Consider the following 13,864-nt stretch of genomic DNA (forward strand, 5'->3'; position numbering starts at 1 on the left):
TGCCACCGCCTCGTCCACCACGGTCACTGGCAACTGGCCATGGGCACCGACGGCCACCCCTACGCCATCCCACCCGACACCGTCGACCCCACACGACAACCCATCCCCAGCTACCACCGCCGAAAACAACGAGCCGCCTGATACCCCGACCGGCACGGGTCGAGCGGTAAGCCGGCGACCCTCGATACCGGGTTCGGTGTCGTCGAGCGCTCGGCCTTCGGTGTCAATGCTGCGAGCGGTTCCATCGCCACGTGAATTGCGGGAGGCGGAGCTCGAGGCGTCCTGAGCTTCCGGTCTGAGGCCTGGTTCAGGAGGGCTCTGTTGTTCGACGGCCGGCGGCCATGCGTGCCTTCTTCTGGCGGTTTCCACAGGTGTTCATATCGCACCACTTGCGGCTGCGACTCTGGCTGACATCGAAGAATGCGGCGCGGCAGGTCGATGATGCGCACAGAGTGGTAGGGCGGCCTCGCTGAGGTCCTCGCGAAGGCGAGCGAACGCTGAATGCCGGGTTCGGGGCGCAGTGGCCGCGTTGTCGCCGGGTGAGTTGCCTGCACACGGGACGCAGTGTCAGCGCCTGAGTCTTCCTCGGGCGCCGCGAACTTAAAGTCAGGCTGGACTGTTTGTAAATTCAGCGCTACGGTGCTTGGTGTGACTACCGACACAGGGATGACGGATTCGGGCTCGACCGAGCGTCGAACGCAGGCCGAGCGCACCGCGGGGACCAGGGCGAAGCTGCTCGATGCCGCGATCGACTGCCTCGTCGAGCTCGGTTTCGCGAAGACCAGCACGCAGGAGATCGCGCGCCGCGCCGGCGTGTCCAGGGGCGCGCAGCTGCATCACTTCCCGACCAAGGAGTCACTGGTGATCGCGGCAGTCGAGCACTTGGTCGACCGTCGGCTCTCGGAAATTCTCGAGGCCGAACCCGACGCCGAGCGAGGTCCCGAGATTCTCCTCGACGCGTTCTCCGGACCCCTGTTCTACGCCGCACTCGAGCTGTGGGTGGCCGCCCGCACCGACCCCGCTCTGTACGAAGCGATGATCCCCCTGGAACGGCGCGTCGCCGAAGCAATCGAGAGCGGTGCCCAGATCGTCATGGGTAGCCGGATGACGCCAGAATCCATCGAGCTCAGTGTCGAACTCGCCCGCGGCCTGGCCGTCTCGGCGTTGTTTCGTACCCCCGAGGCCGACGCGCGACTTCGCGAACGGCTCCTTCCCGTCTGGTCCGACAAGGTGATGACTTCATGAAACTTCAAGAGCGCGTAGATGTCCTGGTGGTCGGGGCTGGTTTCGCCGGCCTGGCTGCGGTTGCGAAAATCCTCGCCGACGACCCAAGAGCCGATGTGGTGGTCATCGAGCGTGCAAGCGATGTCGGCGGAACCTGGCGCGACAACACCTACCCCGGATGCGCGTGCGACGTTCCGACCTCGCTGTACTCGTTCTCGTTCGCACCGAGCCCCGAGTGGAGTCACACTTTTGCGCGCCAACCGGAGTTGTTCGCCTATCTGCGTTCGGTCGTCGAGCGCCTCCACCTGAAGGACCGCATCGTCACGAACTGCGAACTGCAGTCCGCCATCTGGGACGAGTCGACGAAGCGGTGGACGGTGCAGACGACGAACGGCGCGACGAGCGCCCGGGTGTTGATCGCAGCTACCGGCGCGCTCTCGACGCCGAAGATCCCGGACGTCCCTGGCATCGATACCTTCGAGGGCACGGTGTTCCATTCCGCCACTTGGGACCACGAGCACGACCTCACCGATGAGCGGGTCGCCGTCATCGGGACCGGGGCCTCTGCGGTGCAGTTCGTCCCCGAGATCGTCGACAGAGCCCAGCGGCTCACCGTCTTCCAACGCACCCCGGCGTGGGTCATCCCGCGCCTGGACCGCACCATCGGCAGGCTCGAGCGCGCGCTCTACGAGCGTATTCCGGCGACGCACCGCGCAGTTCGCGCCGTCATCTACGGCTACCGCGAGGCCTATGTGACCGTCCTGGCCGACAACCCATGGATGCTGCCTGCGGTGAAGGCCTTCGCCAAGCTGAATCTGAGACGGCAGGTCAAGAACCCCGCGACGCGGGCAGCGTTGACCCCGGACTACGCACCTGGCTGCAAAAGGCTTCTGCTGTCCAATGATTGGCTACCGACGCTGGACCGTCCGGATGTGGATCTGGTGACGTCCGGCCTGGCATCGGTGACCGAGAACGGCGTGGTCGACGCCTCGGGCCGACACCACCAGGTGGATACGATCATTTTTGCGACGGGGTTCACCCCGACCGAGCCGCCGGTGTCGCATCTACTGCGGGGCAACGACGGCCGTACACTCGCGCAGCATTGGGGCGGCAGCCCGCAGGCCCATCGGGGGACGACCGTCGCCGGCTTCCCGAATCTGTTTCTGATGTACGGGCCCAACACCAATCTCGGGCACAGCTCCATCGTGTACATGCTCGAATCCCAGGCCAACTACCTCGTATCCGCATTGAACGCGATGAAGCGTCGCGGCATCGCAGCTGTGGAGGTCGTCGAATCTGCTCAACGGCAACATAATTCGTGGGTCGACGCCGAGTTGGAGGGCACGGTGTGGAATGCCGGTGGCTGCTCGAGTTGGTATCTGGACGCCAACGGCCGCAACTCCACGATGTGGCCCACCTATACCTTTCGATTCCGCAGCATGACGCGCGAGTTCGATCTCGCGAACTATCGGATCGTCTCCGACGCTCCCGATTCAGACACTCTCGATTCCGACAACGAGGTGGTATCCGCATGAGCGACTACGACGTGGTGATCATCGGCTCCGGATTCGGCGGCAGCGTTGCCGCCCTGCGGGCCGTCGAAAAAGGCTACCGGGTGGCGGTGCTCGAATCCGGCCGACGGTTCGAGGACGACGAACTACCCGAGACCAGCTGGCGATTGCGCAAGTATCTGTGGGCTCCGGCGTTGGGTTGCTATGGGGTGCAACGCATTCACCTGCTTCCCGATGTTCTGGTGATGGCGGGCGCAGGTGTGGGCGGCGGTTCGCTGAACTATGCGAACACGTTGTATCAGCCGCCGGCGAAGTTCTTCGAGGACCCGCAGTGGGGCTCGATCACCGATTGGCAGCGCGAATTGAGTCCGTACTACGACCAGGCGCGCCGGATGCTCGGCGTCGAGACCAATCCCACCATCACCGCCTCGGACAAGGTCATGAGGGAGGTGGCGGAGGACATGGGCGTCGGCGACACGTTCACCTCCACGCCGGTGGGGGTCTACTTCGGGGACCGTGGCAAGACCGCACCGGACCCGTTCTTCGGCGGTGCCGGGCCCGAGCGCACCGGGTGCACCGAATGTGGATCCTGTATGACGGGGTGCCGCGTCGGAGCGAAGAACACCCTCGTGAAGAATTACCTGTATCTCGCCGAACATGCTGGTGCGCAGGTTCTTCCATTGACCACTGTGGTGGATGTGCGCCCGAACGGCGACGGCTACGACGTGGTGACACGCCGGACCGGCGGCAAGCTGCGCCGCAGCGAGAGGACGATCACCGCCGATCAGGTGATCTTCTCGGCCGGTACGTACGGCACGCAGAAGTTGATGCTCGCGGCCAAGGAGATGGGGTCGTTGCCGCGGCTGTCGAGCAGGATCGGCTCGCTGGTGCGCACCAATTCAGAGGCCGTGTTGGCCGCCACCGCACGCGGGCGTGAGGTCGACTACCACGAGGGTGTGGCGATCACGTCCTCGTTCCACCCGGACGATCACACCCACATCGAGCCGGTGCGATACGGCAAGGGCAGCAACGCGATCGGGTTGTTGCAGACCGTGCTCAGCGACGGTGGTGGCAAGGTGCCACGCGTCCTCAAGACCCTCGGTGTCGCTCTGCGCCATCCGGGCGCTGCTGTGCGGAGCCTGTCGGTACGCCGGTGGTCGGAGCGAACCGTCATCGCGTTGGTGATGCAGACCGACGACAATTCGCTCGAGCTCGGATCGAAGAATGGCCCGTTCGGTCGTCGGCTCACAAGTAGGCCCGGCGCGGGCGACCCGCCGCCTCAGTGGATTCCGCAGGGACATACGGCCATCAGGTTGCTTGCGGACAAGATCGGCGGCGATCCGGGCGGATCGATCGCGGAGATCGTCAACATTCCGATGACGGCACATTTTCTCGGCGGTTGCGCAATCGGTGACTCGCCCGAGACCGGTGTCGTCGACGGCTACCAGCGGGTCTACGGCTACGACGGACTGCACGTGCTCGACGGTTCCGCGGTCAGCGCCAACCTGGGCGTCAATCCGTCTCTGACGATCACCGCGCAGGCCGAGCGAGCAATGGCGTTGTGGCCCAACAAGGGTGAGGTCGATCGGCGGCCGGCGGTGGGTTCCGAATATCAGGAAATCGCACCCACGCAGCCTGCGCACCCCGTGGTACCGGTGTCTGCGCCGGGCGCGTTGCGGCTTCCGCTCACTGTCGTCGGGAGGGAGTCCTGATGTGGAGTGTTGCCGAATCCGAGACCGAGCGCACCGATTGGCCGGCGAGTCCGGCCGCTCCGTGGCCGGCCAACGTGCGGGCCACGATCTGGTGGCACCGAGCTCGGTCGTCGGACTTCGCGCCTGCCGGTGCCAAAACCCTGCCGATCACGATGTGCATGGTGGTCGATTACACGACGTCACCGGTGGGCCCGTACCGCGAGATCTTGGCGAGCCCGGTTCTACGCCGGGACGTGGGCAAGATTCCGCGGATGGCGGTCCCCTTTATCGCCGTCGACTCCGCGACGTCGGTGCACGGCGGTAGGACCAACTGGCATCTGCCGAAGGTGCTGGCCGAATTCGACGGCGATGTGTTGGGGGAGGCCGGGGTGAGCGGTGGTGAGTGGTCGGTGCGGACGAGGTCCCGCGGGTTCGGGCCGCAGTTCCCGATGCGCGGGTCCATCGGGTTCGCGCAGCCGGTGGCGGGCGGATCGGCGGTCGGTGTCGCCGGCCTGAGGGGTAAGGCGAGGGTGGCCCGGGTGCAGGTGGATGCGGTCGGCCCGACGTTGAGTCGTTGGATGCCCTCGGGCACGTATTTCGGGTTGCAGATCCTGTCGGGTTCGATGCGGACGGGTGAGGCGCACGTGGTTGCCTGAAGGCTCGGCTTTCTTGACTCAGTCCAGATTTGTGGGCAGGCTGGAAATCAGCAGGGTTTATGCCGGTGGCGCGCGAGGCATTCCTGCAGACATGACGGTCGATTGCGCGGCCGCTCACTTTCGTCCGGGGCAGCCCCCGGACTCGATATCGCCAGCAGGAGGCCTTGTATGACCAAGCCGACCACCAGCAACTCGGGCATCCCCGTAGCCAGTGACGACCAGTCGCTCACCGCAGGTACGCAGGGACCGATTCTGCTGCACGATCACTACCTGATCGAGAAGATGGCGCAGTTCAACCGTGAGCGCGTCCCGGAGCGCGTCGTCCACGCCAAGGGCTCCGGCGCGTTCGGCCAGCTCGAGATCACCGGCGATATCAGTAAGTACACCAAGGCCAAGGTCCTGCAGCCCGGCACCAAGACCGAGATGCTCGCACGCTTCTCGACCGTCGCGGGCGAGCAGGGTAGCCCTGACACCTGGCGCGACCCCCGCGGGTTTGCGCTGAAGTTCTACACCGACGAGGGCAACTGGGACCTCGTGGGCAACAACACTCCGATCTTCTTCGTCAAGGATCCGATCAAGTTCCAGGACTTCATTCGAAGCCAGAAGCGGCTGCCCGATTCCGGCCTGCGTGACAACAACATGCAGTGGGACTTCTGGACGCTCTCGCCCGAGACCGCCCACCAGGTGACCTGGCTGATGGGGGACCGCGGCATTCCGAAGTCCTTCCGTCACATGGACGGGTTCGGCTCGCACACTTACCAGCTGATCGCCGAGGATGGTACGAGGACCTGGGTGAAGTTCCACTTCAAGACCGATCAGGGCGTCGAGTACCTGACTCAGGACAAGGCCGACGAGGTCGCAGGCACATCGCCGGACCACCACCGTCAGGACCTCTTCGGTTCCATCGAGAACGGCGATTTCCCCAGCTGGACCTTGAAGGTGCAGCTCATGCCGTACGACGATGCGGAGAACTACAAGTTCAATCCGTTCGACCTCACCAAGGTCTGGTCGCAGAAGGACTACCCGTTGATCGAGGTCGGCAAGATGACCTTGAACCGGAACCCGGAGAACTTCTTCGCTCAGATCGAGCAGAGTTCGTTCGAGCCGTCCAACACCGTGCCGGGCATCGGATTCAGCCCGGACAAGATGCTGCTCGGCCGCGTCTTCTCCTATGCCGATGCCCACCGGTACCGGATCGGGGCCAACTACGCGCAGCTCCCGGTCAACGCTCCGAAGTCCGAGGTCAACTCGTACGCCAAGGACGGCAGCATGCGGTACTCGTTCAATTCCCCGGACACACCCGTGTACGCACCCAACTCGTTCGGCGGCCCGTCTGCGGACACGAACAAGTACGGCGACGACGGATCGTGGGACTTCGAGCCACGGTTCATCCGCACCGGCTACATCGAGCACCCGGAGGACGGCGACTTCGTTCAGGCCGGTGCCCTGGTGCGCGAGGTCATGGACGACGCCCAGCGGGATCGTCTCGTCGGCAACATCGTCGGGCACGTCCTCAACGGCGTGAAGGAGCCGGTCCTGAGCCGGGTGTTCGAGTACTGGACCAACGTCGATGCCGATCTCGGCAAGAGAGTCGAGGACGGTGTGCGGTCGCAGCAGGACGAGACCGCACCCACCACCGGTGCCGGTGCCATCGACGACCCTGCCGACGAGGCCGCCAAGGTCTGACCGAAGGACAGTTCTGGGATCGGCGTCACAGATTTGGTGGCGCCGATCCGGAACACAGCGCGGTGACCTGCTGTTGTGTAGTACAGACGAAAGCACAATAATGATGTGCGATGCATACCGTCGTCCAACGGCAGGGAGGCCACCTCATGACTAGCCCCATCACCAGCACGCTCGACGCAGGTCAGCAGAAGATCGCAGGCGATGCTCTTCAGGGAACAGTGGTAGATCTGATCGACCTCTCGCTCATCGCGAAGCAGGCCCACTGGAACGTGATCGGAAAGAACTTCCGCTCCGTGCATCTCGAGCTCGACGAGTTGGTCACGGCTACACGTGATTTCACCGATCAGGCCGCCGAGCGAGCAACCGCCATCGGTGTCAGCCCCGATGGCCGCGCAGCGACGGTCTCGGCCACAGCGGGGACCAAGGGCTTCGGAGCCGGGTGGACCGAGGACAGCGAGGTCGTAGCGGCAATCGTCGACAACATCGCTGCCGTCGTCGAGCGACTGCGCGGACGGATCGCGGATACGGCAGAAGCCGATCCTGTCACCCAGGACCTGCTCATCGCCGTTACCGCGCGACTCGAGCAGTTGCACTGGATGTGGCAGGCGCAGGCCAGGTAGCACCTTCGATTGTCCCGGGCCCCTCGCATGATGCGAGGGGCCCGTTGTTTTCGAAAGCGGACTGTTGTCGAGTGCGGACTGTTGTCGAGTGCCCACTGTTTGCGGGCATCGACCCTGGGTATCCGATGTCCATGCCTGTGAGTGTTCCCAGCGTCGACGCTGTTCTGTTCGACATCGACGGCACGCTCGTCGATTCCAATTTCGTCCACGTGTCCGCGTGGTCACGCGCATTTCGTGAAGCGGGCCGAGAAGTTTCGGCCTGGCGCATCCATCGTTGCATCGGGATGGACGGGTCGAAGCTGCTCGAGTCTCTCGTCGGTTCCTCCGACAGCGCATTGGCCGCCGAAGCGAAGAAGCTGCACGGTGAGTACTACGCGGCGGCCTCTGCCGATCTCGAGGTTCTGCCCGGCGCGCGGGAATTGCTGGAAGACATGAAGTCTCGTGGTCTCACCGTCGTTCTGGCGACATCCGCGCCCGAAGGCGAACTGTCGACGCTGCGGGATCTGCTCGACGTGGAGGATTCGGTGGCGGTCGTGACCTCCGGCGAGGACGCCGACGTCGCGAAGCCCGAACCGGACCTCGTCGCGGTCGCGCTGGAGCGGGCCGAGGTCGATTCGACGCGTGCGGTGATGGTCGGTGACAGTGTGTGGGACATCGAGGCCGCCGGGCGTGCAGGCGTACGCGCCATCGGCGTGTTGAGCGGAGGTATCTCGCGCGCAGAGCTGCTCGATGCAGGAGCGGTGGCGGTGTTCGACGACCCGGCCGATCTCCTCGAGCATGTCGAGAGCAGCCCGATCTTCTCCGGAAAGGCACGCGCTTGAGTGAGTTTCGAGACCCGCACCGCAGGGTCGACGGTTACGTTCCCATCGAGAGCTACGGAGCGATCGGCGACGGGAGAACCGTGGCAATGATCGCCGACGACGGTCGCATCGACTGGCTTCCGGTCCCGAACCTGGATTCTCCGCCGCCGTTCGCTGCGCTGTTGGATTACGAGCATGGTGGATGGATCGAGCTGGCCCCGGTTGCCGAGTTCACCGTCCAGCGTGAATTCGTCTCGGATACAAATGTTCTCGCCACCGTCTTCAAGACTGCCGACGGAACGGTGCGAGTGACCGATTCGCTCAACACCGGCGTGGCCGGGCGACTGCCGTGGATGGAACTGGCCCGCCGAATCGACGGCATCGACGGGAGCGTCGAGATGGCGTGGAAGGTGGCACCGGGAACCATGCTCGGTAAGGCCTCACCCTGGGCCTATGCCACCGAGCACGGCACCGTCCTCCGGGTGGACGGGCTGACCCTCGCCGTACGAACCCTCGGCATCGACGATCCTCGGGTCGAGACGCAGAACATTCATGGGGTGTTCTCCACCGAGCCCGGTTCCAGGCACGCTCTCGGAGTCGTCGGCACCGAGAACGAACCACTGCATCTGCCCGATCCGCAGACATTGGACGAGGGGATCGACCGGACCATTCTCAACTGGCGGATGTGGTCGGAGGAGTTCGCGTACGAGGGACCGTGGGCGGAGCACGTAGCGCGCAGTGCTCTTGCCCTGAAGTTGCTGTTGCACAGTCCTTCCGGTGCCATCGCTGCTGCAGCGACGACGTCGCTGCCGGAGAACCGGACCGGCGGGAAGAACTGGGACTACCGATACGCCTGGGTGCGAGATGCCGCGTACACGATCAGGGCGATGCAACGCTTCGGGCTTCGTGAGGAGGTGCACGCGGCCGTCGCCTGGCTGCTGAAGGTCATCAGGTCCAACGATCCGCTGGTCAATGTGTTCTACACGCTTCAGGGACAGTTGCCAGGGGGAACCGAGCAGCCGGATGTGCCCGGCTGGCGAGGCATCGGCCCGGTCGTCAACGGGAACGCAGCGGCAGATCAGCTGCAGCTCATGATCTTCGGAGACCTGTTCTCCATCATTCGGCAGTACGTGGACGCCGGGAACATTCTCGACGCGCAGACCGGTCGCCTGTTGGCCGCCATCGCCGACGAGGCCTGTGACTCATGGCAGCGCAAGGATGCGGGCATCTGGGAACTCGAGGACGAGCGTCACTACACCAGTTCGAAGCTCGGGTGCTGGCAAGCGCTGGACTGCGCTGTTCATTTGGCCGAGGCCGGCGAGATTCCCGGAATTCCGGACCGGTGGAAGGCGGAAAAGGGCCGCATCAGGCACTACATCGAAACGCACTGTTGGTCCGAGGAGCGGCAGGCCTATCTGGCGTACCCGGGTGCCGACGGCCTCGACGCGTCGGTGCTGTTGGCTGCCGAGATGAACTACGACCGCGGGGAACGGCTTTCGTCCACCATTGATGCGCTGAGCGAGGAACTCGGTGCTGGTCCGTTGCTGTATCGCTACAGCGGCGTGCACAAGGAAGAGGTCACGTTCGTGGCCTGCGCGTTCTGGCGAGTGTCGGCACTGTCGTGCGTCGGACGCGACGACGAAGCCACCGCCCTGATGGACCAGTTGGTGGAGCTGTCCAACGACGTCGGTCTGTACAGCGAGATGATCGATGCTTCGGATGGATCGTTCCTGGGTAACTTCCCGCAGGGCTTGAGCCACCTGGCCCTGGTGAATGCGGCGCTGACGATCGCGCGCCCGCACGACGCCACAGCCTGACATCGACTCCGAGCGCAAAGTGGGATCACATGGATTTGGGAATCGACGGTAGAACAGCGTTGGTGACAGGGGCCGACTCCGGAATCGGCTGGCACACAGCGAAAATGCTGTTGGCCGAGGGTGTTCGAGTCGTGATCAGCGACAAGGATCAGCGCTCCCTCGACGAGGCCGCAGCGCAACTCGAAGCACCCGAGGGGCAACTGTTCGCATTCGCTGCCGACGTCACCGACACCGAGGCCGTCGAGAACTTGGCGGTGCGGACACAACAAGCCGTGGGGGACATCGACATTCTCGTCCAGTCCTCGGGCGTGACCGGAGCACAAGGGCTGTTCCACGAGATCGACGAGGACGGGTGGAACTCCACCCTCGACGTCGACCTGATGGGCCCGGTTCGGTTGCTGCGGGCGTTCGTGCCCGCGCTTCGCCGCGGTGGGTGGGGCCGTATCGTGCTACTCACGTCCGAGGATGCAGTGCAGCCGTACGACGACGAATTGCCTTACTGCGCAGCCAAAGCCGGTGTGCTTGCCCTCGCCAAGGGACTCTCTCGTAGTTATGCGTCGGAGGGGTTGTTGGTCAACGCCGTCTCTCCGGCATTCATTCACACCCCGATGACGGACGCGATGATGGACAAGCGGGCCGAAGAGAAGGACACCGACCGAGACGGTGCCATCGAGAGCTTCCTGAGCGAGCAGCGTCCGCACATGGAGCTCGGACGCCGGGGCGAACCCGAGGAAGTGGCCGCAGTGATCACGTTCCTGTGCTCGGAAAGGGCCAGCTTCGTCAACGGATCGAACTACCGCGTCGACGCCGGTTCCGTCGCAACAATTTAGGAGACACACATGACCAATTTCGGATACACGTTGATGACCGAGCAGAGCGGCCCGAAAGAGCTGGTGCAGTATGCCGTCGGAGCCGAGAAGGTCGGCTTCGATTTCGAGGTCAGCAGTGACCACTACTCGCCGTGGCTTTCCGCGATGGGACATTCGCCTTACGCCTGGACGACGTTGGGCGCGGTGGCTCAGGCCACCGAACGGGTCGAACTGATGACGTACGTGACGTGCCCGATCATCCGGTACCACCCTGCCGTCGTCGCTCAGAAGGCCGCGACCATGCAGATCCTGGCCGACGGGCGCTTCACCCTCGGCCTGGGCAGCGGCGAGAACCTCAACGAGCACGTCGTCGGCGAGGGCTGGCCGTCCATCGACAAGCGGCAGGACATGTTCGTCGAGGCGCTCGAGATCATCAGGGAACTGCATTCCGGTGGCCTGGTGACATACGAGGGCAAGCACTTTCGCGTCGACTCCGCTCGGATCTGGGACCTGCCCGAAGGCGGCGTGCCGATCGGTATCGCAGCAGGCGGAGAGAAGGCAGTGGCGCGGTTCGCCGAGTACGGCGATCATCTCATCGCTACCGAACCCGACGCCGATCTCGTGAAGGCGTGGTCCGACAACCACGACGGACCGGCGCGATCGATCGGACAGATCCCCATCTCCTGGGACCCCGACAAGGACACCGCGGTCGATCGCGCACATGACAGCTTCCGCTGGTTCGCCGGCGGCTGGGCCGTCAACGCCGATCTGCCGACGACGGCAGGTTTCGCCGGAGCGACCAAATTCGTGCGCAAAGAGGATGTGGCCGACACCATCCCGTGTGGACCGGACCTGGACGCCATCGTCGAGGCGGTCAAGCCGTACTGGGAGGCCGGTTACACCGACATCGCACTGGTGCAGGTGGGCGACGAGACTCAGGAACGCTTCCTCGCCGAGGCCGCGGGTCCGCTGTTGGAGAAACTACGGGCTGCGTCCAGCTGAGCTACTCCGGTAGCTGAACAACCCCGACCGATTCAATCGGCCGGGGTTGTTCGCGTCGGGCGGTCCTCCCACGGTATGACTCCGCGTCCGTCCGTCGCAGGACTGAAATCGTCGGCAGGCAGGACGCCACGAAAGTTCCCACGCGGCAGAGTGGTTCACATCGAACGAGCCGAACACTCACCGCAGGGAGGCGGACGATGAACACGCGAGATGCTGTCGAGGCGGGTGGCCGCTCATTTTTCGTGGCGCTACCCGATACGGCCCGCGCAGGCGCGTTGGCGGCCCGGTTGGCGCAGGTGTCGACCACTCGGATCAATCACGACTCGGGGCGTCCATGGCTTCTCGGGCATCTCACAACCGACCGACTCGTCACCGCACAGGTTGGACGTACGACGGTCGCAGTCGTCGGCAGGTCAGATGCGACGGAGTCCCGGCTGCGGAGACTTGCCGAGAACATTTCGTTACCGGCACAGGCGGCAACGGCAGCGTCGAACTTCAACGGGAGTTACACGACGGTCGTGTCGGTAGATGGACAGATCTATGCCAGCGCCGCGGCAATGGAGACCCGCAGAATCTGGTCTGCGCGGATCGACGGTGTGCTGGTACTGAGCGACCGCGCCGATGTGCTGGCCGATCTGGGCGAGTTCGACGTCGACCCAGCGGCCGTCACCATACGACTACTCGGCGCCATGCCGCACCCGCTCGATCGCGTCCCGTTGTGGACGGAGGTCGAACCACTTGCCGGAGATCGATACATCACCGTCGACAGAAACGGCGAGCGAAGCCGGACCGGAACGTGGTGGTACGCGCCGCAGGCCGACACCTCGAGGTCCGATGGTGCCGTTCTGTTCAGATCGGCGGTGGAGGGTTCGGTTCGAGCTCGCACCGCGCCCGGAGATCCGGTGGCCTGCGACCTTTCCGGGGGGCTGGATTCCACTCCGCTGTGCTATTTCGCAGCACAAGCGCAGCAGGGTGTGCTCGCTCGCACTCTCTTCAACGACGACCCGGGTGGACGCGAGGATCTCCACTGGGCTCGCCGGGCGATCAAGAGCATGCCCGGAGTGCACACCCATGAGGTCACCTCCACGGACGACATGCAGGATTTCTACGAGGGTGTCGACAGCCTGGATGTTCGACTCGACGAGCCGACGCAGGCCGCGACCGCCGGGCCGCGGATCGTACGAATGTTGGCCGACGATCGCCGCAAGGGAATCAGGACGCACATCACCGGTCTCGGAGGGGACCACATTTTGCGCGGCGTCAATGCGTGGGAGCACACGATCGTACGGGCACGTCCGTGGGTCGGGTGGAACAGAGCCAGGGCGCAGCACATTCCAGCGGGAATCGGAGTGCTGACGACCTTGCGAGAGTTGGCCGATCGGCGCACGTACCGACAATGGTTCGCCGACACGATGCGTGCAGCACTGGCCGGAGCTCCTCACCCGGAGATACCACGGATGAACGATTGGTCCAGTCCGCCCGCTGTGCCACCCTGGCTTACGCCGCATGCTCGCGAATTGCTTCGGAGCAAGATCGATTCCGTGCTCGAGGCAGCAGAGCCACTGGACCGAACCGTTGCCGGGCACATCGATCTGTATTTCGCTCGCGATGCTGCCCGACTGATCCGCGGCACAGCACAACTGGGACAGCCGTTCGGAGTGTCCTACGACTCGCCTCTGCTCGACGATCGAGTGGTGGAAGCTGCCCTTGCAGTTCGACGCGACGAACGCGATACCCCACTCGAATGGAAGCCCCTCATGAAGGACGCGATGCGCGGATTGCTGCCGAACGACTATCTGATGCGAACGAACAAGATCGGCGGCGGACCGCAGTCCGTACGCGGGTACGCCCGCCACTACGGACGACTGCTGGAGCTGATGGACAACGCACGACTGTTCGATACCGGACTGGTCGACCGAACAGAATTTGTTGCATCGACATCGCCTCGAGCTCGTGAGGTACCGGTCGGACATGTTCACCAGGCCATCAATGCCTCGGTATTCCTTGCGGCTCAGCGAAATCGGACCGACGTAACAGTGTGATCGATC

The 13,864-nt window shown here is 64.2% G+C and carries 11 protein-coding genes and 1 pseudogene; 11 read left to right on the plus strand and 1 reads right to left on the minus strand.

The window, feature by feature from the left end; genetic code table 11:
* Positions 1-307 precede the first annotated feature (307 nt).
* A pseudogene (locus ACOQFP_RS10350) lies at positions 308-454 on the minus strand (CGNR zinc finger domain-containing protein); the annotation flags it as partial.
* A 212-nt stretch (positions 455-666) separates the two neighbouring features.
* On the opposite strand from ACOQFP_RS10350, the gene ACOQFP_RS10355 reads away from it, so the two are divergent.
* The 11 genes from ACOQFP_RS10355 to ACOQFP_RS10405 all read left to right on the plus strand — a co-directional run bounded on the left by ACOQFP_RS10355 (position 667) and on the right by ACOQFP_RS10405 (position 13,858).
* Positions 667-1,245: a TetR/AcrR family transcriptional regulator gene (locus ACOQFP_RS10355; protein ID WP_206491408.1), complete on the plus strand. Its 579-nt coding sequence runs from the start codon at positions 667-669 to the stop codon at positions 1,243-1,245.
* Entirely contained in the window at positions 1,242-2,759 is a 1,518-nt protein-coding gene (locus tag ACOQFP_RS10360; protein WP_421584266.1) for a flavin-containing monooxygenase, read from the plus strand. The genes ACOQFP_RS10355 and ACOQFP_RS10360 overlap by 4 nt, the downstream gene beginning before the upstream one ends.
* Positions 2,756-4,447, plus strand: coding sequence for a GMC oxidoreductase (locus tag ACOQFP_RS10365; RefSeq protein WP_421584267.1), 1,692 nt, complete (start codon positions 2,756-2,758; stop codon positions 4,445-4,447). The genes ACOQFP_RS10360 and ACOQFP_RS10365 overlap by 4 nt, the downstream gene beginning before the upstream one ends.
* Positions 4,447-5,082, plus strand: coding sequence for a hypothetical protein (locus tag ACOQFP_RS10370; protein ID WP_421584268.1), 636 nt, complete (start codon positions 4,447-4,449; stop codon positions 5,080-5,082). The genes ACOQFP_RS10365 and ACOQFP_RS10370 overlap by 1 nt, the downstream gene beginning before the upstream one ends.
* A 168-nt stretch (positions 5,083-5,250) precedes the next feature.
* Entirely contained in the window at positions 5,251-6,768 is a 1,518-nt protein-coding gene (locus tag ACOQFP_RS10375) for a catalase (protein WP_206490921.1), read from the plus strand.
* Between the two features lie 146 nt (positions 6,769-6,914).
* Positions 6,915-7,388, plus strand: coding sequence for a Dps family protein (locus ACOQFP_RS10380; RefSeq protein ID WP_206490920.1), 474 nt, complete (start codon positions 6,915-6,917; stop codon positions 7,386-7,388).
* A 131-nt stretch (positions 7,389-7,519) separates the two neighbouring features.
* Complete coding sequence (locus ACOQFP_RS10385; protein WP_421584269.1) at positions 7,520-8,209, plus strand: HAD family hydrolase; 690 nt, start codon at positions 7,520-7,522, stop codon at positions 8,207-8,209.
* The gene (locus tag ACOQFP_RS10390) at positions 8,206-10,005 is read left to right on the plus strand and encodes a glycoside hydrolase family 15 protein (RefSeq protein WP_421584270.1); all 1,800 of its coding nucleotides are present in this window, start codon (positions 8,206-8,208) and stop codon (positions 10,003-10,005) included. The genes ACOQFP_RS10385 and ACOQFP_RS10390 overlap by 4 nt, the downstream gene beginning before the upstream one ends.
* A 29-nt stretch (positions 10,006-10,034) precedes the next feature.
* Positions 10,035-10,835, plus strand: coding sequence for an SDR family NAD(P)-dependent oxidoreductase (locus ACOQFP_RS10395; RefSeq protein ID WP_421584271.1), 801 nt, complete (start codon positions 10,035-10,037; stop codon positions 10,833-10,835).
* Between the two features lie 9 nt (positions 10,836-10,844).
* Positions 10,845-11,816, plus strand: a complete 972-nt coding sequence (locus ACOQFP_RS10400) for an LLM class F420-dependent oxidoreductase (protein ID WP_421584272.1) — start codon at positions 10,845-10,847, stop codon at positions 11,814-11,816.
* Between the two features lie 197 nt (positions 11,817-12,013).
* Positions 12,014-13,858, plus strand: a complete 1,845-nt coding sequence (locus tag ACOQFP_RS10405; protein ID WP_421584273.1) for an asparagine synthase-related protein — start codon at positions 12,014-12,016, stop codon at positions 13,856-13,858.
* The last annotated feature ends 6 nt before the right edge of the window (positions 13,859-13,864 follow it).

Origin of the sequence: Rhodococcus sp. MALMAid1271 (assembly GCF_049195265.1) — a bacterium.
In the GTDB taxonomy this organism is placed as follows: domain Bacteria; phylum Actinomycetota; class Actinomycetes; order Mycobacteriales; family Mycobacteriaceae; genus Rhodococcoides.